Annotated in this window: 19 protein-coding genes and 1 tRNA gene; 14 read left to right on the top strand and 6 right to left on the bottom strand. The window is 63.6% G+C overall.

Annotated features, from left to right (window positions below; genetic code table 11):
* Window positions 1–512: 512 nt before the first annotated feature.
* The 3 genes from VSR34_RS24125 to VSR34_RS24115 form a co-directional block, all read right to left on the bottom strand.
* The gene (locus VSR34_RS24125; protein ID WP_028210834.1) at window positions 513–845 is read right to left on the bottom strand and encodes a hypothetical protein; all 333 of its coding nucleotides are present in this window, start codon (window positions 843–845) and stop codon (window positions 513–515) included.
* 176 nt (window positions 846–1,021) lie between these two features.
* Window positions 1,022–1,699 carry a DJ-1/PfpI family protein gene (locus VSR34_RS24120; RefSeq protein WP_028210835.1) on the bottom strand — a complete coding sequence of 226 codons (678 nt, stop codon included), beginning with the start codon at window positions 1,697–1,699 and terminating at the stop codon, window positions 1,022–1,024.
* Window positions 1,700–1,895: 196 nt separating this feature from the next.
* Window positions 1,896–2,333, bottom strand: coding sequence for a carboxymuconolactone decarboxylase family protein (locus VSR34_RS24115; RefSeq protein ID WP_028210836.1), 438 nt, complete (start codon window positions 2,331–2,333; stop codon window positions 1,896–1,898).
* Between the two features lie 174 nt (window positions 2,334–2,507).
* Here VSR34_RS24115 and VSR34_RS24110 point away from each other — a divergent pair, with 174 nt between their 5' ends.
* The 3 genes from VSR34_RS24110 to VSR34_RS24100 all read left to right on the top strand — a co-directional run bounded on the left by VSR34_RS24110 (window position 2,508) and on the right by VSR34_RS24100 (window position 5,925).
* Window positions 2,508–4,010, top strand: a complete 1,503-nt coding sequence (locus tag VSR34_RS24110; protein WP_342963740.1) for a PLP-dependent aminotransferase family protein — start codon at window positions 2,508–2,510, stop codon at window positions 4,008–4,010.
* A 323-nt stretch (window positions 4,011–4,333) separates the two neighbouring features.
* Entirely contained in the window at window positions 4,334–4,783 is a 450-nt protein-coding gene (locus VSR34_RS24105; protein ID WP_028205533.1) for an HU family DNA-binding protein, read from the top strand.
* A gap of 242 nt (window positions 4,784–5,025) precedes the next feature.
* Window positions 5,026–5,925: a LysR substrate-binding domain-containing protein gene (locus VSR34_RS24100; protein WP_028210838.1), complete on the top strand. Its 900-nt coding sequence runs from the start codon at window positions 5,026–5,028 to the stop codon at window positions 5,923–5,925.
* Window positions 5,926–6,155: 230 nt separating this feature from the next.
* Here VSR34_RS24100 and VSR34_RS24095 read toward each other — a convergent pair whose 3' ends face one another.
* Both VSR34_RS24095 and VSR34_RS24090 read right to left on the bottom strand, forming a co-directional pair.
* The gene (locus VSR34_RS24095) at window positions 6,156–7,364 is read right to left on the bottom strand and encodes a porin (RefSeq protein ID WP_028231753.1); all 1,209 of its coding nucleotides are present in this window, start codon (window positions 7,362–7,364) and stop codon (window positions 6,156–6,158) included.
* Window positions 7,365–7,584: 220 nt separating this feature from the next.
* The gene (locus tag VSR34_RS24090; protein WP_028210840.1) at window positions 7,585–8,994 is read right to left on the bottom strand and encodes a YihY/virulence factor BrkB family protein; all 1,410 of its coding nucleotides are present in this window, start codon (window positions 8,992–8,994) and stop codon (window positions 7,585–7,587) included.
* A 196-nt stretch (window positions 8,995–9,190) separates the two neighbouring features.
* Here VSR34_RS24090 and fdnG point away from each other — a divergent pair, with 196 nt between their 5' ends.
* The 11 genes from fdnG to VSR34_RS24035 all read left to right on the top strand — a co-directional run bounded on the left by fdnG (window position 9,191) and on the right by VSR34_RS24035 (window position 22,537).
* On the top strand, window positions 9,191–12,262 hold the full coding sequence (fdnG, locus tag VSR34_RS24085) for a formate dehydrogenase-N subunit alpha (RefSeq protein WP_081723488.1): 3,072 nt from the start codon (window positions 9,191–9,193) through the stop codon (window positions 12,260–12,262).
* A gap of 13 nt (window positions 12,263–12,275) precedes the next feature.
* Window positions 12,276–13,214 carry a formate dehydrogenase subunit beta gene (gene fdxH / locus VSR34_RS24080; protein WP_342963739.1) on the top strand — a complete coding sequence of 313 codons (939 nt, stop codon included), beginning with the start codon at window positions 12,276–12,278 and terminating at the stop codon, window positions 13,212–13,214.
* A complete protein-coding gene (locus VSR34_RS24075) occupies window positions 13,201–13,827 on the top strand; it encodes a formate dehydrogenase subunit gamma (RefSeq protein WP_342963738.1) in 627 nt (208 codons plus the stop codon). Before fdxH ends, VSR34_RS24075 begins: the two co-directional genes overlap by 14 nt.
* A 128-nt stretch (window positions 13,828–13,955) precedes the next feature.
* Window positions 13,956–14,888, top strand: a complete 933-nt coding sequence (gene fdhE / locus VSR34_RS24070; RefSeq protein WP_342963737.1) for a formate dehydrogenase accessory protein FdhE — start codon at window positions 13,956–13,958, stop codon at window positions 14,886–14,888.
* A 15-nt stretch (window positions 14,889–14,903) separates the two neighbouring features.
* Window positions 14,904–16,370 (top strand): L-seryl-tRNA(Sec) selenium transferase, encoded by a 1,467-nt coding sequence (gene selA / locus VSR34_RS24065; protein ID WP_036045724.1) that lies wholly within the window; start codon window positions 14,904–14,906, stop codon window positions 16,368–16,370.
* Window positions 16,367–18,286: a selenocysteine-specific translation elongation factor gene (gene selB / locus VSR34_RS24060; protein ID WP_342963736.1), complete on the top strand. Its 1,920-nt coding sequence runs from the start codon at window positions 16,367–16,369 to the stop codon at window positions 18,284–18,286. Before selA ends, selB begins: the two co-directional genes overlap by 4 nt.
* A gap of 54 nt (window positions 18,287–18,340) precedes the next feature.
* Window positions 18,341–18,436 (top strand) — tRNA-Sec (locus tag VSR34_RS24055).
* 425 nt (window positions 18,437–18,861) lie between these two features.
* Window positions 18,862–19,347: a helix-turn-helix domain-containing protein gene (locus VSR34_RS24050; protein ID WP_155836797.1), complete on the top strand. Its 486-nt coding sequence runs from the start codon at window positions 18,862–18,864 to the stop codon at window positions 19,345–19,347.
* A gap of 313 nt (window positions 19,348–19,660) precedes the next feature.
* Window positions 19,661–20,167 carry a hypothetical protein gene (locus tag VSR34_RS24045; protein WP_342963735.1) on the top strand — a complete coding sequence of 169 codons (507 nt, stop codon included), beginning with the start codon at window positions 19,661–19,663 and terminating at the stop codon, window positions 20,165–20,167.
* A gap of 28 nt (window positions 20,168–20,195) precedes the next feature.
* A complete protein-coding gene (locus tag VSR34_RS24040; protein ID WP_342963734.1) occupies window positions 20,196–20,828 on the top strand; it encodes an SIR2 family protein in 633 nt (210 codons plus the stop codon).
* Between the two features lie 74 nt (window positions 20,829–20,902).
* Window positions 20,903–22,537 (top strand): ATP-binding protein, encoded by a 1,635-nt coding sequence (locus tag VSR34_RS24035; protein WP_342963733.1) that lies wholly within the window; start codon window positions 20,903–20,905, stop codon window positions 22,535–22,537.
* 52 nt (window positions 22,538–22,589) lie between these two features.
* Here the strand turns inward: VSR34_RS24035 and VSR34_RS24030 are convergent.
* Window positions 22,590–22,796, bottom strand: a 207-nt coding sequence (locus VSR34_RS24030) for a hypothetical protein (protein WP_342963732.1), incomplete at its 5' end; no start/stop codon positions are given.

Here is a 22,796-nt window from a genome sequence, read left to right as displayed (position 1 = left end):
GAGCCGGGATTGCAGTCAACGCAATGGCCGCGCGAGTGTTGCACTCGCGCGGCCGCTGCGCGTTGAGGTTGCCTGCGAGGACGCCCGGCCCTCCCTTCAAATCGCCGTGAGCGGTGCAACGCGCAGTTCGTTCGCGAGCCGATGGAGACGCCCGGCAGGCGTCTTTGCCGATCCGTCACGGGGCCGAGTTCGCGCAGCGCGGCCGCGACGCCTTGCTTGCCGCCCGCGATCACGTCGGCCGCGGGCGGCTACATCTTCGGCACGATGAAACGCAGCGTCACCGACACCACGATTGCCCACGGTGAGCAGATGTGCGCGGCGGCGGTCCGTATGCCGACGTGTCGCGGGAGACGCTCAGCGCTGCAACGCGCGGACAGCGGTTGCACGAAGGCGGGGAAGCGGCGGAGGTCGAATGCGTTTCAACCGGCGCTGCGGCCGGTCAAAACGCGACGCGGGAGACCGCGATGGTACGAAAACCCGAAAACCCGTGAAAAACCGGGGATGACGCTCGATTATTGGCTGGCGCCAGCGGCGGCGTTGGCTTTCTTCTGGGCGTCCTGCAGATTCTGCGGATAGTTCGGGTCGTTCTGCGACGGCTTGTAGCCCGCATCTTCCAGCTTCTTCAACTCGGCGTTGTTCTTCGCGCGAGCGGCCTTGCGTTCGGCCTTGTGCTGCGCTTTGGCTTGCGCCTTGGCCTGTTGCTTCTGTTCCTTGGTGAGCGGTTGCGAAGCCGCTGCGGCGGCCGGTGCGCTGGCCTCCGTCTGTGCGAATGCCGGCGCGGCGACGCCGATCAGGTATGCGGCAGTGGCCGCGGCGAGAGTCAGCTTGCTGGTGATGGAGCGCATCGATTTCCCTAATGATTGGTTTGAACGGCTTGCCCAGGGCTGGGCGGATGGGCGCCGGTGCGACTGCGAGCTTGCATCGGTACGCCCGTCGACCAATGTAAACGATCCGCGCCGGGGACGGTAGCAAGCGCTGACCCTGGCTAGACGGCGATCGTGGCAACGCCGGGCGCCCGGGCTCAGAGCCTCGCGGCGGCCGCCGCGACGATGCGTGCACGTTCGGCCAGCGACGCAGCTGATTGCGCGCGCAACCGTTCCACGACTGCGGGCGGCGCGCTAGCCGGATCGCCCGCATCGAACGGCGGGGCGGGCGCGTATTCGAGCTGGAGCTGAAGCGCCTGGGCGGCTTCGTCGCCGATCAGTTCGGCCGCGAGCGTCAATGCGAAATCGATGCCCGCCGTAATGCCGCCGCCGGTGAGCACGTTGCCGTCGCGCACCACACGCGCTTTCACGGCGATCGCGCCGAGCGGCTCGAGCAACTCGTGGAAGGCCCAGTGCGTGGTCGCCCGCTTGCCGCGCAGCAGGCCCGCCGCGCCGAGCACGAGCGAGCCCGTGCAGACCGAGGTGACATAGCGCGCCGTGCTCGCCTGGCGGCGCAGGAACGCGAGCGTGTCGTCATCGGGGATGAGCTGGGAGACGCCGCTGCCTCCCGGCACGCAGATCACGTCGAGCGGCGGGCAGTCGCCGAAGGTCGTGTCGGGCTTGAGCACGAGGCCGGTGCTCGAGCGGACCGGATCGAGCGTCTTCCAGACGAGCCGGGCCTGGGTGTCCGGCATCGAGGCAAGCACGTCATACGGACCGGTGAGGTCGAGCTGTTGCACGTTGGGAAAGACGAGAAAGCCGATTTGCAGCGCCATGAGGATCCCCGGGTCAAGGTGTGAGCATCGAGAAAACCGGCGGCGTGCCGGTTTGTCGATCACCAATGTAGCCTTGCGCGCATGCGCGACCCTGCCAAAAGCCGCGCAAAAACTGTCGCCCGAAAGATGTGCAAGCGGCCAGGAAGCCACACTCGGAAAGTGTCCAGCGAGATGCGCGGCGCCGCGGGTTTGAAACTCAGGCGGGCAACTTGCGGAACGTCACCGCAATGCGGTTCCAGCCATTGATCGCGATGATCAGCAGCGTGAGGTCGGCGATCTCCTGATCGGTGAAATGCGGCTTCACGCGTTCCCATACCTCGTCGGGCACGTGGGTTTGCGCGAGCAGCGTGACCGATTCGGTCCATTCGAGCGCGGCGCGCTCGCGCTCGGTGAAGAACGGGGTTTCCCGCCACACCGAAACGGTGGCGAGCCGGCGATCGGTCTCGCCTCCCTTGCGGGCATCCGCGGCATGCATGTCCACGCAGTATGCACAGCCGTTGATCTGCGACGCGCGCAGCCGCACCAGCTCCGCCAGCGGCTTTTCGATCGAGCCTTTGCTCGCGCGCTCTTCGAGCGCGATCATCGCCTTCGTGCCTTCCGGGCTGGCCTTGAAGAAATCCAGACGTGCCTGCATGACCGTTCACCTCTCCAGTTGAATTGAGTTGCGCCGACGCAATGGATCGAAACCTGCGCATTGCATCGACCACGGCTGCACTTTAGGCGTGACGCTGGCGCGTTCATATAGCCATTCTGGCAATATTTCGGGTGACCACTTTCCTTCCCGCAGTCCGCTACCTGCCGCGTCATCATGGAACTCCACGTCACCGTGTCAGGCCGTCGCGATCTAGCCGGCCAGATCTACCGCCAACTGCGCGACAGTATCGTCGATGGCCGGCTTGCGGGCGGCACGCGCCTGCCGTCCACGCGGGATCTCGCGTTGCAACTCGGCGTTTCGCGCAAGACGACGCTCGACGTTTTCGAACGGTTGCTCGCAGAAGGCTATCTGAACTCGCGGCGCGGCTCCGGCACTTTCGTGGCCGATACGCTCGAACGCCTGCCCGCGCGCGAGCGCGGTCATCCCAATGGGCAGATCCGCGCGGCCACCGCGGCTTCCATTGCCGCCCGCACAGCGGCGCCCGGCAAGCGGGCGCCGCGCGCCGTGCAGGCCACCCCGTGGTGGCATGCACAGGCGCGCATCGACGCGCTGCCGCGCCGCGATGCGCGGCTCGCTTGCGACTTCGCGGGCGGCATCACCGACAAATCGCGCTTTCCCTTCGACATCTGGCGGCGCTGTATCAACGACGCGTTGCGCGTGCAGGCGCGCGGCCTCGGGATGTATCGCGAGCCGGCGGGCGAGGAGAAACTGCGCCTCGCGGTGTCGCGCTATCTTGCGTTCAATCGCGCGGTGCAGAGCCCCTGGCAGGACGTGATCGTCACGCAGGGCGCGCAGCAGGCGCTCGACCTGCTCGCGCGCGTGATGCTCGCACCGGGCGACGTGGTCGCCGTCGAAGACCCGGGCTATCCTCCCGCGCGCGACATCTTCGCCGCGCTCGGCGCGAAGGTCGTGCCGGTGCCCGTGGATGGCGAGGGTCTCGTCGTCGAGCGGTTGCCGAGGGCCGCGCGGCTCGTCTACGTGACGCCTTCGCATCAGTTTCCGCTCGGCATGCCGATGAGTCTCGAGCGGCGCGTCGCGCTGCTCGAATGGGCGCAGGCGCACGGCGCGCTCGTGATCGAAGACGACTACGACTGCGAATACCGCTTCGAGGGGCGCTCGCTGGAGCCGCTCAAGAGCCTCGACAACGCCGGTCTCGTGGCCTACGTCGGCACGTTTTCGAAGACGATGTTCCCCGAGCTGCGCGTGGGCTACATGGTGCCGCCCGCAGCGCTTGCCGGCCCGCTCGCACGCGCGCGGCAGATCGGCGACGCCTACGGCTGCGTGCTCACGCAGACGGCGCTCGCCGACTTCATGCTCGACGGCCATTTCGCGCGCCATTTGCGGCGCATGCATCAGACGTATGCCCAGCGCCGCGACGTTTTGCTCGCGCACCTGCGTGGCCCGCTAGCGCCGTGGCTCGAAGCGGTCACGCCGAACACGGCCGGGCTGCACCTGGCGGCGCGGCTCGTCGCGCCGCTCGACGCCGCGACGGTCGTGCAGGCCGCGCGCGGCGCATCGGTCGGACTGCATCCGCTCGCTCCGTTTCATCTAGAAGCGCCTGTACAAAGTGGTTTTCTGTTCGGTTACGGCGGCGTCGACGCCGAGCGTATCGATGCTGCGCTGACGTCGCTCGCCGCGCTGCTGCGTTCGCTTTGACTGCATCGTGTCGGCGCGCTGCCGCCGGCATGGCAGTCGGAATCGTGCAAAAACACCCTGCGCAAAGCACTTTTCTGACGACGAGCTTGCGCGCGGCGCGGGCGAAAGGGAGGCATTCGAGCCGCTTGCGCGTGTCGCACGTGCACGTTTACCCCTGTAAACAGGCGTCGAAATGTGATCGGGAGTCTGCGCCGCGCAACAAAATCGTAACGACAACGCAAAAGCTTCACGCAAAACGCTTGCGCGTATGTAGAATCCGCCGTTGAAGCACGTGCATTCCGCAGTGCTTCTTCGATTCACTGACCAACACTGGTAGGAGAAACATGCCGACTTCCGCAAAGAAAGTGGCCGCAAAAAAGGCAGCAGCCCCGGCCAAGAAGGTTGCCGCAAAGAAAGCGCCCGCCACCAAGACGGCCGCAGCTAAGAAGGTCGCCGTGAAGGCGTCCGGCGCACCGACGCCGATCAAGGACACCTTCACGAAGGCCTCGCTGGCTACCCACGTCGCTGAGCGTGCAGGCGTCGAGCCGAAGGCAGCCAAGGCTGTGCTCGCCGCGCTGGAAGACACGATCCTCGGTTCGGTCCACAAGAAGGGCGCCGGCGAGTTCACGCTGTCGGGCCTTCTGAAGATCGTCGTGCAGGCCGTGCCGGCGAAGAAGAAGCGCTTCGGCAAGGATCCGTTCACGGGTGAAGAGCGCTGGTTCCCGGCCAAGCCCGCATCGGTCCGCATCAAGGCGCGCGCCCTGAAGAAGCTGAAGGACGCAGCAGCAGCCTGATCGCGCTGAGTGCGCTGGAGCCGCGACCTTCGGTAGCGGCTACCGTCAGTACCCAAAAATCCCCGTCGGCGACGAGCCCGCGGGGATTTTTCGTTTGGTGCGTGCAACGGGTGCCGAAGTGTGCTGCTATGCTCTTATGTTATATAGCGATATCGATAAGATGACGCCAGATATGCAGCACGTAAGTCGCCGGAAATCGCTTATTGGCGGTGTCACCTTCCATAGACCCATAACATAACGATATGTCCGCAGCCGACCTCAGTTTGCGCCAGGTTGAAGCCTTTCGCGCGTTGATGCAGTGGCGCACGGTCACGCGCGCGGCGCAGTCGCTGGGCATTTCGCAGCCCGCGGTGAGCCGCTTGCTCGCCGATTTCGAAGCGAAGATGGAACTCGCGCTCTTCGAGCGGCGCCAGGGCCGTTTGCTGCCGACGGTCGAAGCGCATGCGCTGCACGACGAAGTCGAGCGCGCGTTCTTTGGCTTCGCGCGCGTGGCCCAGGCCGCGGCGCAGATTCGCGCGCAACGGCGCGGCGTCGTGCGCGTTGCCGCTTCAGCGGATCTATGCGCGGACTTCCTTCCGGGCGTTGCTTCTGCGTTCGCTAACGAGCACGAAGGTGTCGAGTTGGAACTGCTGACGGGAGATGCGGCGCAAATCGCCGAGCGGGTGGCCGCGCAACGCTGCGATCTCGGCTTCGTCGCGCAGGCTGTCGCGCATCCCGGCGTGCGCCTGGAGTGTCTCGGGGAATGGCCGCTGCGCTGCATCATGCCGCGTGGACACCGGCTCGCTCGCAAGCGCGTGATTCATGCCGAAGACTGCGCGGGCGAACGTTTCATTTCGTTTGCCGCTGCGAGCGAGTTGCGAATGGGCATCGACCGGCTGTTCGCCGAAAGCGGTGTGACACGCGAGCTTGGCGTCGAAGCGGCGCTGGCGCAATCGATCGTGGCGATGGTGGAAGCGGGAACGGGCGTGGCGCTGGTGGACGCGCTGACGGCCCAGCACGCGAGTGCACGCGTGAGCGTGAAGCGCTTCGCACCCGCGCTGCCGGCCGCACTCCATGTCGTGCGCGGTGCGCAGCGGACGGCGACGGCGCTGGGCGATGCGTTCGTGCGGCATGCGGTTGCTGCGCTGGCGCGCGTGCGTTGAATCGTCCGCTCGATTGTGCGCCTGTACGAGGCGCGGGCGAAGCGAGAGGCATTGCGGGCCCCTACGCGTAAGTCTTCTAAATTCCAGCGCCCATAAAAAAACCAGCCAGGGCTTGCGCCCGAGGCTGGTTGTGCAGCGTATGGTTTTTAGCTGCGTGGTCTCGCTCGCTTCGCCGGAACGGCTCGTCAGCCAGTTCCGGCGCCGGGCCGAAGCCCGGAGTAAAGCGTTGCTTAGAACTTGTGGCGGATGCCGAGGCTGACCATCGTCTGCGAGCTCGTAGCCGAGTTGTAGCCGTACGAGCCGATCGAAGCGCCTGCGATCGACGTCGTGGTCGCGCTGTCGCGCTGCGTGCCATTGGCGTGCTGCCAGGCCGCCACAGCGTACAGGTCGGTGCGCTTCGACAGGTTGTAGTCCGCGCCGAGCGAAATCTGGTTGTACGTGTTCGACACGTCGCCAGCGCCGTGCGTCCAGGTGTAGCCGAGGCCGAGCAGCGTGGCCGGGTTCAGCTGGTAGCCGACGAAGCCGGCTGCGACGTTGAATCGTTCGTTCGACGGGAACGCGGAAGCGCTGTCACGACGCATTTGAACGTTGCTGTAGCGGCCGCTGAACGTGAACGGACCAGCGACGTACTGCGCAGCGATCTGGCCGGTGCCGACCGACTTGGCCGAAGCGTAGGCCGCGTTGATCTGGCTGCCGTTCCAGAAGACGTTATCCGACGTTGCGCTCTGCGACCAGCCGCCGAAACCCTTGGCTGCGCTGGCTGCGCGGGCTGCCGGCGACGACGAGTTGTCCATCATGAAGTAGCCGCCGGCTACGTTGAACGAGCCGATGCCGTACGTGGCGGCTGCGCCCCAGCTCTGACCCGAGCCCGTTGAGCCAGCAACGCCGCCCAGCGCGTACATGCCTTCGAACTGGAAGCCCTGGATGTTCGGCGAGACATACTTGATGGCGCTGCTCGTACGCGAGGTGTTGTCGTTGTTGTCGACGTCACCGGGGGTTGCGAACGTGCTGCCGAAGTAGTTGTCGGCGGTCAGCGGCTGGACCAGATCGACCAGCGGGTCGTACTGGCGGCCCAACGTGACCGTACCGTACTGATCGTGCGTGACGCCAACGAATGCTTGACGGCCGAAGATCGCCTGGTTGCCGTTATAGCTGCCCATAGCGCCGCTGTTGATGTTGAAGCCGCTTTCCAATTGGAAAATTGCCTTCAGGCCGCCACCCAGATCTTCCGTACCCTTCAGGCCCCAACGGTTGCCAGACAGGTTACCGCCAACGAGGGCGACCAGGTTCTTGTTTTGACCTTGGCTGTTCATCGTGTGGTTGACGTACTGGATCGATTCATCGATCACACCATAGAGCGTCACGCTGTTCTGGGCGTGCGCGGTGCCGGCTGCGGCCAGCAGGGCCACCGAGAGGGTCGAGAGAGCGACTCGTTTCATTCTGTTTTCTCCACGCTGAAGATTGTGTAGTTGTTGCGCGATGGAGAATAACGCAGCAGGCCAATGCACCAGAACTGAAAAAAAAAGTTTGTAGCAAAAAGCTGACACCACCCACGATCCCTTGCCAGGCGGGCGCTGCGTCGATTATGGCAATTTAGGAAATATTGGATTGTTGATCGCCCATTATTGCTGGTTTTGATAAAAGTTCCGCAAATGGGCGTTATTTTTTAGGCTGGGCGCGGCCAGCGGCAGCCTGCGCGGCCGGGCCGGCGATCGTCCGAGGGTGGCGTCCGCCGGCAACGGTCATGGCGAAGGCGGCGCTCGCGGCCAGCAGCACCGAGCCCCACGGATGGCGCTTGACATAGCGGTCGGCGGCCGCCACGCTGCGGCCCGCCTGCACCAGCGTGAGCGCGGCGGCGTAAGTGGCCGTGTCCTCGATCCTGATGACTGAGCGGCGGATTCGCAAGCCCGATCCGGGCCGCTCGACGCCTCCTCCATGCGCGCTTGCGCGCCCGACTGAGGAAAGCCGCGTTTCCGATAGTGTCGATTTGTCTGCTGAAACGACGGCGGCAGGGCGACGCGTCCCGGCCATTCTGGACGCGGCATGGCTTCCGATCGGCACGGCCGGTGCCGGCGACGTAGCCGGATCACTGCTCACCCGCGCCCCATCTTGCCGCTGGCCAATGGTCGAGGCAGCGAGGACCGAAGCGAGCTTGGCGCGGCTGCCGGGCGGCGTTTCCGTCAGGAAACCCCACGCGCCGCGCGGGTCGTGAATCCGTGCGCGCGCCGCCGAGAACTCCGCGCCCAGCAGCAGCACCGCCGCCGAAAAATACAGCCACATGAGCAGCACCGCCAGCGAGCCGGCGGCGCCGAATGCCGTCGCCATGCCTGCGTGCGCGAGATAGAGCGCGAAGAGTTTCTTGCCCGCCGTGAACAGCACGGCCGCGACGGCGCCGCCCACCATCGCGTCGCGCCACTGCACGCTGGCGTCGGGCAGGAAGCGCAGCAGCGCGGCGAACGCCACGGCCAGCACGGCGAGCCCCACGGTGAGTTGCAGCAGGTTGCCGATGATCACGAACGGCGAGTTGCCCCAGAGCCATTGGCCCGCAAAAATGATCGCCGTGTCGAGCACGAGCGAAACGATCAGCAGGAACGCCACACCCAGCACGAGGCCGAATGAAACGAGCCGCACGCGCACCAGCGCCATCACGCTGGAGGTGCGCGCCGCGTCGGGTGGCCAGACGATGTTCAGGGCGGAATGGAGCGATGAAAACGTTGCGGACGCGCCAATCACGAGCAGTGCCAGCGAGACGATCGCGGCGACGCCGCCCGTGCTGCCGGCGCGGTGCGCGTGCTGCACGATGGTGGTGACGGCCGCTGCTGCGTCGTCGCCCAGCACCTTCTGGACCTGGCCAAACAACTCGCCGCGCGCGGTGGCGTCGCCAAAGAACCAGCCCGCCACCGCGATCACCATCACCAGGGTAGGCGCCAGTGAAAATGCCGAGTAGAACGCAATGCTCGCCGCAAGGGACGGGCAGCGGTTGGCGATGAACTGGCGCAGCGCGCCGACCACCCACGACGCTTCCTTGCGCGCGGCGGACTGCAGTCTTTCGGTGGAAAGCGTTGACATGATGGCGCGCCCCGCGGTGGCTTCGTTGCGTTAAGAGATGGCTGGTTTGTCCGTCTAATATTAGCAAGCACGGTTCCCGGGCCAGGTCGCCGGTACATCGGGTTGCGCACCCTCAAGCTTGCCGGCATCCTGCGCGATCCGTCTCCCAAAACGTCATATACTTAAAAAACCCACAACCAGAAGCCGAGGACGAATCATGCTGCAAATGTCCCGGCGTCAGTTCCTCAAGGTCACGGCAACGTCGCTGGCGGGTTCCAGCCTCGCGTTGATGGGTTTCGCACCCGACAACGCGCTTGCCGAAGTCCGACAATACAGACTGGCGCGCACCACTGAAACCCGCAATACCTGTCCGTACTGCTCGGTCGGTTGCGGGATTCTCATGTACGGTCTCGGCGATGGCGCGAAGAACGCGACGGCGAGCATCATCCATATCGAGGGCGATCCCGATCACCCCGTCAATCGCGGCACGCTGTGCCCGAAGGGCGCGAGCCTGATCGATTTCATTCATAGCGAGAGCCGCCTGAAGTATCCCGAGTACCGGGCGGCCGGCTCGAACGAATGGAAGCGCATTTCGTGGGACGAGGCGCTCGACCGTATCGCGAAGCTGATGAAGCAAGATCGCGACGCGAACTTCGTCGAGAAGACCGCCGACGGCAAGACCGTGAACCGCTGGTTGACCACGGGTATGCTGGCCGCATCGGCGAGCAGCAACGAAGTCGGCTATCTCACGCACAAAGTGGCCCGCAGCATGGGCCTGCTCGCATTCGACAACCAGGCGCGTGTCTGACACGGCCCGACGGTGGCAGGTCTTGCCCCGACGTTTGGCCGTGGTGCGATGACGAACCATTGGGTCGACATTCGCAATGCGGACGTGATTCTGGTGATGGGCGGCAACGCGGCCGAGGCGCACCCGTGCGGCTTCAAGTGGGTCACGGAGGCGAAGGCGCACCGCAAGGCGCGGCTCATCGTGGTGGATCCGCGCTTCACGCGCACGGCATCGGTCGCGGACTTCTACGCGCCGATCCGCACTGGCACTGACATCGCGTTCCTTGGCGCCGTGATCAACTATTTGCTCACGAACGACAAGATCCAGCACGAGTACGTGAAGAACTACACCGACTTCACGTTCATCGTGCGCGAAGACTACGCGTTCAACGACGGCATCTTTTCCGGCTACGACCCGCAGAAACACGCGTACCCGGACAAGTCGTCGTGGAACTACGAGATCGGCGACGACGGCTTCGTGAAGACCGACGACACGCTGCAGGACCCGCGCTGCGTGTACCAGTTGCTCAAGCAGCATTACTCGCGCTATACGCCCGAAATGGTCGAGAAGGTGTGCGGCACGCCGAAGGACAAATTCCTCAAGGTGTGCGAAATGCTTGCAAGCACGGCCGAGCCGGGCCGCGCGGGCACGATCTTGTACGCGCTCGGCTGGACCCATCACTCGACCGGCTCGCAGAACATCCGCACCGGCGCGATGGTGCAACTGCTGCTGGGCAACATCGGCATTGCGGGCGGCGGCATGAACGCGCTGCGCGGCCACTCGAACATCCAGGGCCTCACCGATCTCGGGCTGATGTCGAATCTGCTCACGGGCTACATGACGCTGCCGTTCGAGGCCGAGCAGGACTACGACGACTACATCAAGAAGCGCGCAGCGCAGCCGATGCGGGCCAACCAGCTCAGCTACTGGCAGCGCTACGGCGCGTTCTTCGTGAGCTTCATGAAGTCGTGGTGGGGCGACGCGGCCACGAAGGACAACAACTGGGGCTATGACTGGCTGCCCAAGCTCGACAAGCCGTACGACCTGCTGCAAACGATCGAGCTGATGAATCAAGGCAAGATCAACGGCTACATCTGCCAGGGCTTCAACGTCCTCGCGTCCTCGCCGAACAAGGCCAAGACCGTCTCGGCGCTCAGCAAGCTCAAGTGGCTCGTGATCATGGACCCGCTCGCCATCGAAACTTCCGAGTTCTGGAAGAAGTATGGCGACTTCAACGATGTCGATACGGCTTCGATCCAGACCGAGGTGTTCCGCCTGCCCACCACTTGCTTTGCCGAGGAAAACGGCTCGCTCGTGAGTTCGAGCCGCGTGCTGCAGTGGCACTGGAAGGGCGCGGAGCCGCCGGGCGAAGCGAGGAGCGACCTCGAAATCATGTCGGGCTTGTTCCTGCGCATACGCGAGGCGTACCGGAAGGACGGCGGCAAGCTGCCCGACCCGATCGTCAAGCTCGACTGGCCCTATTCGGATCCGGCGAGCCCCGCCCCGGAAGAGATCGCGCGCGAGTACAACGGCAAGGCGCTCGCCGACCAGACCGACCCGAAGGACGCCACGAAGGTGCTCGTGAAGAAGGGCGAGCAGCTTTCGGGCTTCGCGCAGCTCAAGGACGACGGGACGACCGCGAGCGGCTGCTGGATCTTCTGCGGCGCGTGGACCCAGGCGGGCAACCTCATGGGCCGGCGCGACAACTCGGACCCCACGGGCATTGGCCAGACGCTCAACTGGGCCTGGGCCTGGCCGTCCAATCGCCGGGTGCTTTACAACCGTGCGTCGTGCGATGCGGCGGGCAAGCCCTTCGATCCTTCCCGCAAGCTGATTGCGTGGAACGGCAGCGCGTGGACCGGCCCGGACGTGCCCGACTTCAAGATCGACGAAGCACCGGACCAAGGCATGGGCCCGTTCATCATGAATCCGGAGGGCGTGGCACGCTTCTTCGCGCGCGACGGCATGAACGAAGGACCGTTCCCCGAGCATTACGAACCGTTCGAGAACCCGCTCGGGTATAACCCGTTCCACCCGAACAACCCGCTCGCCACCAACAATCCGGCCGCGCGCGTGTTCCCCGACGACCGCAAGACGTTCGGGACTGCGCAGCAGTTCCCGCATGTCGCGACCACGTACCGCCTCACCGAGCATTTCCACTTCTGGACGAAGCACGCCCGCCTGAACGCGATCATCCAGCCGCAGCAGTTCGTCGAGATCGGCGAAGTGCTGGCGAAGGAGGTGGGCGTGGTGGCGGGCGACCGCGTGAGGGTGACGAGCAATCGCGGCTACCTGATCGCGGTGGCGGTAGTGACCAAGCGCATCCGGCCGCTCAACATCGACGGCAAGACCGTGCACACGGTCGGCGTGCCGCTTCACTGGGGCTTCAAGGGGCTCACGCATCCGGGCTATCTGACGAATACGCTCACGCCTCCCGTTGGCGACGGGAACTCGCAGACGCCCGAGTTCAAATCGTTCCTCGTGAAGGTCGAAAAGGCATAGGGGGACGCGAACCATGGCATTGCAATCACTCGACATCAAGCGCGTGTCCGCCACGACCACGCCGTCGCCTGGCGTGCGCGAGCCGGCTACCGGCACGGTCGCGAAGCTCATCGACGTGACGAAGTGCATCGGTTGCAAGGCGTGTCAAACCGCGTGCATGGAGTGGAACGAGCTGCGCGACGAAATCGGCTTCAATACGGGCGTCTACGACAACCCGCACGATCTCACCGAGCACTCGTGGACCGTGATGCGGTTCGCCGAACGGGAGAATCCGGACGGCAACCTCGAATGGCTGATCCGCAAGGACGGCTGCATGCATTGCGAAGATCCGGGCTGCCTGAAGGCTTGTCCCTCGCCGGGCGCGATCGTGCAGTACACGAACGGCATCGTGGATTTCCATCAGGAAAACTGCATTGGCTGCGGCTTTTGCATCGCGGGGTGCCCGTTCGATATTCCGCGTCTTTCGCGGAAGGACCGCCGTGTCTACAAATGCACGCTCTGTTCGGACCGCGTGGCCGTGGGGCAGGAACCCGCTTGCGTGAAGACCTGCCCGACTGGCGCGATCGTGTTCGGCACGAAGGAAGACATGAAGCAGCATGCGGCCGAGCGCATCGTGGATCTCAAGGAGCGCGGCTTCCAGAACGCCGGGCTCTACGATCCGCCTGGCGTGAGCGGCACGCACGTGATGTATGTGCTCCATCACGCGGACCAGCCCTCGCTCTATCACGGCCTGCCCGAGAACCCGCGCATCAGTCCGATGGTGCGGCTGTGGAAAGGCGCGGCCAAGCCGATTGCGCTAGGCATCATGGCGCTCACGGCGCTGGCCGGATTCTTCCATTACACGCGGGTCGGACCGAACGAAGTGACCGACGAGGATGAAGCCGCGGCGCGCGACGAGGCGCGGCGCATGCGTGGCGAATCACCCGAGGAGCGCAGCGATGAAATACGATGAACCGCAATTGATCGAGCGCTACACGCCCAACGAGCGCAGCAATCACTGGATCACGGCGATCAGCTTCATCCTGCTCGCGCTCTCGGGCCTCGCGATGTTCCATCCGTCCATGTCCTTCCTTTACGCGGTGCTCGGGGGCGGGCAGTGGACGCGCATTTTGCATCCGTTCATCGGCGTAGTGATGTTCGTGTCGTTCCTGATCCTCGCGCTGCGTTTCTGGCATCACAATTATCTGGATCGCGACGACATCCAGTGGATGAAGCAGATGGGCGACGTGCTCAACAACCGTGAAGACAGACTGCCCGAAATCGGCCGCTACAATGCGGGACAGAAGCTGTTATTCTTTGTGATGGTGGTTTGCCTCGTGCTGTTGCTCTTGAGCGGCATTGTGATCTGGCGGCGATATTTCTCGTTGTATTTCCCGATCGAGATCATCCGGCTCTCCTCGCTGGTGCATGCGATAACGGCTTTCGTGCTGATCTGCGGCATCATCATCCACATCTATGCTGCTTTGTGGGTAAAGGGATCGATCGGCGCGATGACGCGCGGTTACGTGACCTGGGGCTGGGCCCGAAAGCATCATCCGCGCTGGTTCCGCGAGAGCATCAAGTAACGCACAGGCTGCGCGCCGCCTGCCGCGCCGTTTGGCGCTAAGGCAGCGGCGGCGCGAGCGGCAAACCGCCGGCGCCCGCGAGGGCACGGCGGTTTTTTATTTGCGAAGCCGTTCTGGAGCAGACCGTCGTGACGCAACGCATTCTCGACCCGCAGCAAATAGAGACGCTCGATCCCTCGGCCATACCGCGCATCCGCCTGCCCGAGCGTTCCGCCTTTTTCAGCACGCGCGCCGCGCGGCTTCGGCACCTCGCTGACCATAATCCCATCGGTGGCTATGTGCGGCTGATGGCAGTGCTCGTCGACGCGCAGCAGCAAGCGCTCGAACACGTGAACGCTGCGTTGCCCGTCCGCGAATCGATCGAAAGCGCGCAACGCCATTCGATGCCGATCCTACCGGCGCTTGGTGGCGAGCGTGATCCGCAATGGCGCGAGGTGCTGTACCGCCTCGCCGATCGCATCGAAGCTGCCGGCGCCGTCACGCCCGCGCTCGCAAACGTGCTCGACGCATTGCGCGCCATGGACCAGGCGCAGCTCGACGCCCAGGCCGATGCGATCCTCGCACAGCGCTACACCGAAATCGCGCCCGCCACCGCGCCGTTCATCATGGCCGCGCTGCAGGTGGTGTGGACCGACCTGGCAAGCCGCATCGACGCGCGGGACGTGCCCTACGTCGATGCGCCCGGCGTGTGCCCCGTGTGCGGCTCGCCGCCCGTGGCCAGCATCGTGCGCATCGGCGGCGCGTATCAGGGCTATCGCTACGCGCAATGCGGCCTGTGCGGCACCGAGGCCCACGTCGTGCGCGTGAAGTGCACGAACTGCGATTCGACCAAGGGCATTGCGTATCACGGCATCGAAGGCGGCAATCCCGCACTCAAGGCCGAATCGTGTGACGAGTGCCATACATACCGCAAGATCGGCTATCAGGAGAAAGATCTCGACTTCGAGCCGCTTGCCGACGACCTGGCGAGCCTCACGCTCGATCTGCTGATGAGCGAAGCGGGTTACCGCCGCGCGAGCCCGAATCCGTTGTTGTGGCCCGAAGTGCCACGTGACCAGTAAGGAGCCGCGTGCGCCATGAGTGAAACCGTGGGACGAGCAACGGAGCACGATGCGCGGGCGCTCAACACGCTGCTCGCAAAGATGCCGGCGGTCGAGCGCGTGATTGCCTCGGCCCACGCGCAACCGCTGATCGCGCAGTACGGGCGCACCCAGGTGCTCGATGCGATACGCGCCGCTCAGGACGCCTGGCGCCGCGATGTGCAGGCCGGGACCTTCGAGCATGAAAACAAGGACATCGAACCATTTGCGCTGGAGCGCGTGATCGCGGCCGCCGCCCAGCGCCTGGCCGATCGCGCGCAAAGCCGTCTGCGCCCCGTATTCAATCTGACGGGCACGGTGCTGCACACGAATCTCGGCCGCGCGCTGCTTCCCGACGAGGCAGTCAAGGCCGTGGTGCAGGCGCTCACACAACCCGCGAATCTCGAATTCGATCTGGCGAGCGGCAAGCGCGGCGACCGCGACGACCTGATCGATGCGCTGATCTGCGAGCTGACCGGTGCGGAAGCCGCAACCGTCGTGAACAACAACGCGGCGGCGGTGCTGTTGCTGCTGAGTGCGCTCGCCACGCGTAAGGAAGTCGTCGTGTCGCGCGGCGAACTGGTCGAGATCGGCGGGGCGTTTCGCATACCCGACATCATGAGCCGCGCGGGTGCGCGGCTGCGCGAAATCGGCACGACCAACCGGACGCATCTCAAGGACTACGAAGCGGCGATCAATCCACGCACGGCGCTGCTGATGAAGGTGCATTGCAGCAACTACGCGATCAGCGGCTTCACGAAAAGCGTCGGACTCGATGAACTCGCGCCGCTCGCGCGCCGTCATGGCCTGCCGGTTGCGGTCGATCTCGGCAGCGGAACGCTCGTCGATCTCGCGCAGTGGGGGTTGCCCGCGGAGCCCACGGTGCGCGCGACCATCGAAGCGGGCGCGGACCTCGTGACATTCAGCGGCGACAAGCTGCTGGGCGGCCCGCAAGCCGGGCTGATCGTCGGGCGCAAGGACATGATCGCGAAGATCAAGAAGCATCCGCTCAAGCGTGCGCTTCGCGTGGGCAAGCTCACGCTCGCGGCGCTCGAACCCGTGCTGCGCCTCTATCGGGCGCCTGAATTTCTGCAGGAGCGGCTTACGACATTGCGCCTTCTCACGCGTCCCGCGATGGAAATACAGGAGGCCGCGCAGCGCGTGCTGTCGCCGTTGCAGCGCGCATTGGGCGAAACGTATGCCGCGAACATCGAGCCGATGTTCAGCCAGATCGGCAGTGGCGCGTTGCCCGTTGACGTGCTGCCGAGCAGCGGGCTCGTCGTGCGCCATGCCGGTAAGGGCGGCAGCGGCCGCGCGCTGCTCAAACTCGAGCGCGCTTTATACAGCCTGCCGCGACCGGTGATCGGCCGCATTGCCGACGACGCCTTGCGTATGGACCTGCGTTGCCTCGAGAGCGCGGATGAGCCGGCGTTCGTCGCTCAACTCACGGAGCTGCGTCTGTGATCGTCGGTACGGCGGGGCATATCGATCACGGCAAGACCACGCTGGTCCGCGCGCTGACCGGCGTGGACACCGACCGTCTGAAGGAAGAGAAGGCACGCGGCATTTCGATCGAGCTCGGCTACGCCTACTTGCCGCTCGCCAACGGCGACGTGCTCGGCTTCATCGACGTGCCGGGTCATGAAAAGCTCGTGCACACGATGGCGGCGGGTGCGTGCGGCATCGACTTCGCCTTGCTCGTGATCGCCGCCGACGACGGGGTCATGCCGCAAACACGCGAGCATCTCGCCATTTTGCAGTTGCTGGGTGTGCGGCAGGGCGCCATCGCGCTTACGAAGGCCGATCGCGTGGATGCGGCGCGGCTGGGAACAGTGCGTGCGGAAATTGCCGCGTGGCTCGCGAAAACGACGCTTGCGGACGCACCGATTTTCGAAACCCGCGCGACGCAATCCCAGGACGCAGGCGTGGCGTGCCTCGACGCCTGGCTGCGCGAGCGCGCCGCCGCATGGCGGGCGCGCCGTGACGATGGCCTCTTTCGCCTCGCCGTCGATCGCGTGTTCACGTTGACCGGCCAGGGAACGGTGGTGACGGGCACCGTATTCGCCGGACAGGTGCAAACGGGCGACACGCTCGTGCTCGCGCCGGCTGGCGCACCGGTGCGCGTGCGCGGACTTCATGCGCAGAATCGCGCGGTCCAGACGGGGCGCGCGGGAGAACGTTGCGCACTCAACATTACCGGCGTCGACAAGGAGAAGATCGCGCGTGGCGACTGGATTGTCGACGCGCGCCTGGCCGAGCCTGCTGTGCGCCTCGACGTCGAACTGCAATTGCTCGGCGATGCAGGCATCACACTGCAGCACTGGTCGCCGCTTCATGTGCACCTCGGCACCACGCACCGCGTTGCGAACGTTGCGTTGCTCGAAGGCGAGACGCTTGCGCCCGGTGCGGCTGCGCGCGTGCAGCTCGTCTTCGATGCGCCGTTGCACGCGTTGCCGGGAGACCGTTTCATCGTCCGCAATGCGCAGGCGACTCGCACCGTGGGCGGAGGGCGCGTGCTCGATCCGTTCGGACCATCGCGGCGGCGCAGAACGCCTGAACGGCGCGCATGGCTCGACGCGTTGCGCGCGTGGCTCGACGAAGCGAGTCTTGCGCCGCTGATCGGAGAAGCGCCGCGCGGCATTTCGCGCGCGACGTTGATGCAATTGACGGGCTACGACGATGCCACACTCGAACTGCCCGCGAATGCGATACCCATCGCGCCGCAAGGGCGCGACGATGAAGGCGCGGTGATTGCACACGCGCACTGGACGCGGCTCAAGGAGCGCGTTGTCGAAGCGCTCGCCGAATTTCATGCTCGCTCGCCCGATGAACAGGGGCCCGATTCAGCGCGCTTGCGGCGCATGGCGGCACCGCTCGTGAGTGACGCCGTGTGGCGCGCCGCGATCGAGTCGCTCGCGGCAGAGGGGAGGGTGGCGCGCAGTGGGCCGCGGCTGCATCTGCCTTCGCATGCGGTGACGCTCGACGCCGGCGAGGAAGCGCTGGCTGCGCTTCTCACGCCGTTGATTGCGCAGGGACGCTTCGATCCCCCCTGGGTGCGCGACCTTGCGCGCGAAACGCGGCAACCGGAAGAGAAGGTGCGTGCCTTGTTGCGTAAGCTCGCCCGGCTCGGCAGGGTGTACCAGGTCGTGCGCGATCTCTTTTACGATCGCGACGTGGTGCAAATGCTCGCGCGTGTCGTCGCGCAGGTTGCTATCGAACAGGGCGGCGCTGTGAGCGCCGCGGCATTTCGCGACGTCACGCAGTTGGGCCGCAAGCGCGCGATCCAGATTCTGGAGTTCTTCGATCGCGTTGGATATACTCGCTTCCAGCGTGACACCCATCTGCTGCGGCTCGATAGCCGAATGCGCGAATGGTTGTAGGCACATCGGCATGTGCCTGTATTTTCAGTTGCAACTGAAGCAGGGTTTGACGAAGGAAGGCATTCGTATCCGGTGGTACGGCCGGGCTTCAAACCCGGTTGGGGGCGTCAGCCGCTCCCGGGTCAGTTCGACTCTGGCTGCCTTCCGCCAATTTCGCCGAGCAGGGTGTTTGCGAAAAAAATGTAGAGTTCATCAATTAATGTCGTTTACGACAAGAATTGGTTGTCCTTGGTGTGTCCCGATTTTTCGAACGAGGCTTATCCGTAGCATCCCCGGCATCCTTGATGGCCGCTGATAGCCGCGACGCCCTCTTCTGAAACTTTGAAGCTTCAGACCGGTTGAATTTTCTTCCTGTTCTCTGAGACACTAGCGACGAAACTCTACCGCTCGTTGGTTGTATGTGCTGTGAGCGTAGCTCCGGGTAGCATTGCCAATAGTTGTTAACGTTGGCTTCTTCTCGTTCAATCTTTTGCCTGTGTCTGTCCTCCCGTCCAGTTTTCACTATTCGAGCGACGATATCTGGCGCCAGATTGCGCAAGCGATCCTTATTTACGTCAAGAAGCCTGCAGGTTTGATTGAGGTTTTTCGCCATCCCCACGCTTTCAAGCCTCTTTAGTTCTACGCGCAAGGAGTCTGAAGATGGCTTTGCCACTCCCAAAAGCAGCCTCGAAGATGTCGCTTTATACATGGTCCGCCGCGTGCGCGAAGCCAGGCAGCTGACCCAGGCAGAACTCGCAGGACTGCTGAACACGACGGAGACCGAGGTCCGCCGCCTCGAAAACGGTGAGGGTGACAGCGGCGCGAGCCTGGAGATGCGCATGGCACTGGCCCACGCGCTGGGTTCCGCGCTGCTCTCGCCGACTGAACACCCGTGGAACCAGGCCCGCCTTCGCATCAAGAACGTGATCGAAGGGCCCAACACTGATATTGACCGCATCATCGAGGCCGTGCTGGAAACTGGCACGCTTCCGGCCGAGCTGAAGGCGGAATTCCCGCCGCTCGCCCGCGACGAACTGGCCCAGCGCGTGGTGGCCGCTGTACGCGCGGCCATTCCGTCCTGACGCCTCGCCGATCATGATGGGAAAACTGGATGAATGCTGGTGGGCAACGCGGAAGGCGGGTCGACAACCACTGCCTTGCGAAGCAATGGGAGGGCTACGGCAGGTCGCAAACGGGACAAGTCATTTGCGCGGCATCCCGGGCGGCGAGTTGTCGGCCGAGCCGACACTCACGGGTCGACGTTTGTAAGGCGGCTTTGAGCTCCATTTCTGCCATCCAGACGTCTTCGACCGCGAATGTCAGATGCCGACCTCTGTCCTCGCACGCACCTGAAAGTCGTATACTGCCCGGCATTATCAGCGCGGAACCCAGCAAATGCAGGTATTCACTTATCGAAGTTCCGGACAGTGGGAAAAGACTCGACCACCTGGCGACAATGGTGAACCCGTGTCAGATCCGGCGCTTGACGAAATCCAGCGCAGTCTGTCCGACTGTTTCCGGTGCAGTAACCTTGTTGTTCTCACAGGTCTCGGGACATCGTTGCACGTGAATGTTGACGAGGCAAAAAGTGCAGAAGGTCGTAAACCAGTCGAGGGCAAAAGACTGGCGCCGACCATGTGGGACTTGTGGTCGAAAGTGCATGAGGTGACCGGCGACGATTTCGAGCGGGTTCTTGTGCTTTCACGTTTGCCAGAGGATGAGCAGCGAAAAGGAAATATTGAGGCGCTGCTTTCTCACTGCAAGATCGCCGCAGAATTCTTGGTTGATCAAAATGAACGGGAGACCGTCCGCCGGTTCATTCACACGGCCGAATCGACGGTTCGGAACGCCGTGCGTTTCCTCGAGCCCGATGACGACGTAACCGTGCGATCTGTGTTTTGAGTACGCTGCGCGCAAAGGACGCTATGTTGTGATCGACGGCTTCTCGCACGCCAGCCCACAGGTCGTTGACAGCCTTTACTTCACATACGACATCGTCAGACGCGACAGCAACCCCGATAGCCATGATTTCATCTCGAACGTCTTTCTGCTCTACAAGCTGCATGGTTCGATTGACTGGATGAGAAACCCGGCAACAAACGAGATTGAGAAAAAGGCTGACTGCGACAGTCCCCTGCTGGTTTATCCTCGTAACACAAAATATGAACTCGCATTCGAGCAACCCTATTTCGAGATGATGTCGTCGCTTCAGGCGGCACTTCGCCAGGCCGACACCGGCCTGCTGATCCTCGGGTTCGGCTTTAACGACAATCACATTGCGGAGCCGATACTGTCGGCAATCAACTCGAACCTCAGTCTCAAGGTAGCCGTATGTGATCCGGGACTCGGACCGCGCACGGACGATCCAAAAAAATCGGGAATAGATGCAACGAATGCGCACTTGAAGAAGATTCGTTACCTCATCGAGCACGGCGATGCCCGCCTTGCGCTGATCAGCGCGACGTTCGAGGAAATCGTGCCCCACCTGCCCGACATTGCTGCCGAAACGGACCTCGAGCAGCACTTTGAACGTATCCGGCGTCTTCGAGGCGAAAAGGCATGAACAGGCGCCTGCCCACAAGCCCGTTCGATCCGAGCAGATACGTCGGCTCGGTGTCGTACGTGAGTCCAGACGCTGTGAAGATCAATCTGCCTTTTGCGGCAAGCGTGTCGGCGCGCCAGTATTCGGGCTACGCAGTTCTTGGCGGGCAGGTGGGTGAGTTTGTCTTCATGGAGGGCGAAGGACTTGCCGTGCTTGGCCGGATTACCGAGGTCCGGCTGCCGGACAATGAACGGCTCAAGGCAGAACCCGTGCTGGGTGAGCGCCCCGACGCGCATCCGATCGGGTTCGTGCAATTGCTGACGACACTTGAGCTGGCAACCGGCAAGGTGATTTCTGGCATTCCGGTTCATCCCCGTATCGGCCAGCAGGTCTATTCGGCACATCCGCTTCTGGTCAAGCACATCGTCGAAGGCAACAACGCCGGCGTTGCCGGGCTCATTGAACTGGCGACGATCTCACAGGAATCGGGTACCCAGGTCAATGTCAGCCCCACGCATATGTTTGGCAGGCACTGTGCAGTGCTTGGTGCGACAGGCGGGGGCAAGAGCTGGACCGTGGCACGGGTCGTCCAGGAGGCCGCCCGCATCGGCGGCAAGATCATCCTAATCGATCCGACGGGAGAGTTTCACACGTTCGCGGAAGGTGTTCAGGCGATCCATCTGGGAGGCGAGCGAGAAAGCAAAGACGACTCTCGTCAGTTCGTTGCCTTTCCATACTGGCAGCTCACCGAACCCGATCTTTTCGCCATCTTCCAGCCAAGTCCTGGGGCGCAGGTCCCCAAGCTGCGCGAAGCCTTGCGTAGCCTCAAGCTCAACTACGTTCTGAACGGCGAAAACGAGCCCCTTACCGTCAAAAAGGCAGGCACCGTCCGTCGGGAGTTCAACGTGGCCTGGGCCCGCCATGAAGGAGCCGTCGAGGCCGAAGGCGCCAAATACCTGATTTCGCAGCTTGGAAAGCAAATCTTTGAGGAGTGCGTGTACGAAAACGGCGGCTCCCTAGCGAAGCCCGACTATTCCGTGTGGGGCGGGTACGACGAACGCACCAAAGGCTATTGCGAGACACTCGTCGCGAAGATCTATTCGATTACCCGCGCGAAATCGCTGCGCTGCCTCTTCCATCCGGAAGTATTCGAGTCGTCGCTCACTGAGCAAATTGACGCGTTTCTCAAATCCGGCAACCGGGTTCTCCGGATTTCGATGGAGTTCCTGCCGTGTGATCACAACGCCCGTGAGCTGCTGGCGAATGCCATCGGACGCTATCTGCTCGGTATAGCCCGTCAACGTGCCTTTGAAAAGATGCCCGTAGTCGTGGTGCTGGATGAGGCACACCAATTCCTGAACCGGAATATGGGCGGTGAAAACAACCGTATGCACCTCGACGCTTTTGGGCTGATTGCCAAGGAGGGTCGAAAATACGGTCTGACGACCATCCTCGCGACACAACGCCCGTGCGACGTACCCGAGGATGTGCTAAGCCAGATGGGTATGTTCATCGTCCATCGGCTCATCAATGAACGGGATCGCGACGTCGTCGAAAAAGCGTGCGGGAATCTGGACGGTTCGGCGGCAGCATTCCTTCCAACGCTTGGGCAGGGCGAGGCCATTCTGGTGGGTGTTGATTTTCCCATGCCCACGCCCGTCAAGATAACTGAACCGGAACACCCGCCAAAGTCAGAAGGGCCGGCTTACCACAGATTCTGGAAAGCGTAGCCACGCAGCGCGGCGGCAGGCCCTGCAACAGCGAAGACACGGTCGAAGGTGCCTACACGCTTCGCGGCACACTCACAGCCACGTGAATGAGGGCAGACGTCGAATAACCCTGACGCAAGTACGTACCCACAGTGCGGATTTCGGCGAACGTGACCGCCGATTTCGGGAACGTGACCGATTCGGCGGGGTTGGGCGTTGCGCGGTGTCGATTGTAGATTTCCTTGTCAGTTCTGGTCGAGTTCGGGCTCCAGGACGTTGG

Origin of the sequence: Paraburkholderia sp. JHI2823 (genome assembly GCF_038900695.1) — a bacterium.
GTDB classification, from domain to species: Bacteria; Pseudomonadota; Gammaproteobacteria; order Burkholderiales; family Burkholderiaceae; genus Paraburkholderia; species Paraburkholderia mimosarum.
The sequence above is the reverse complement of the archived record's forward strand: the minus strand, read 5'-3'. Positions and strand labels throughout refer to the sequence as shown.

Coding starts and splice junctions, on each gene's coding strand:
- VSR34_RS24110 (WP_342963740.1), top strand. CDS start 2,508: ATGGAACTCCACGTCACCGTGTCAGGCCGTCGCGATCTAGCCGGCCAG.
- VSR34_RS24090 (WP_028210840.1), bottom strand. CDS start 8,994: ATGTCAACGCTTTCCACCGAAAGACTGCAGTCCGCCGCGCGCAAGGAA.
- VSR34_RS24125 (WP_028210834.1), bottom strand. CDS start 845: ATGCGCTCCATCACCAGCAAGCTGACTCTCGCCGCGGCCACTGCCGCA.
- VSR34_RS24115 (WP_028210836.1), bottom strand. CDS start 2,333: ATGCAGGCACGTCTGGATTTCTTCAAGGCCAGCCCGGAAGGCACGAAG.
- selA (WP_036045724.1), top strand. CDS start 14,904: ATGAGTGAAACCGTGGGACGAGCAACGGAGCACGATGCGCGGGCGCTC.
- VSR34_RS24100 (WP_028210838.1), top strand. CDS start 5,026: ATGTCCGCAGCCGACCTCAGTTTGCGCCAGGTTGAAGCCTTTCGCGCG.
- VSR34_RS24120 (WP_028210835.1), bottom strand. CDS start 1,699: ATGGCGCTGCAAATCGGCTTTCTCGTCTTTCCCAACGTGCAACAGCTC.
- VSR34_RS24045 (WP_342963735.1), top strand. CDS start 19,661: ATGCAGGTATTCACTTATCGAAGTTCCGGACAGTGGGAAAAGACTCGA.
- VSR34_RS24075 (WP_342963738.1), top strand. CDS start 13,201: ATGAAATACGATGAACCGCAATTGATCGAGCGCTACACGCCCAACGAG.
- fdxH (WP_342963739.1), top strand. CDS start 12,276: ATGGCATTGCAATCACTCGACATCAAGCGCGTGTCCGCCACGACCACG.
- VSR34_RS24105 (WP_028205533.1), top strand. CDS start 4,334: ATGCCGACTTCCGCAAAGAAAGTGGCCGCAAAAAAGGCAGCAGCCCCG.
- VSR34_RS24095 (WP_028231753.1), bottom strand. CDS start 7,364: ATGAAACGAGTCGCTCTCTCGACCCTCTCGGTGGCCCTGCTGGCCGCA.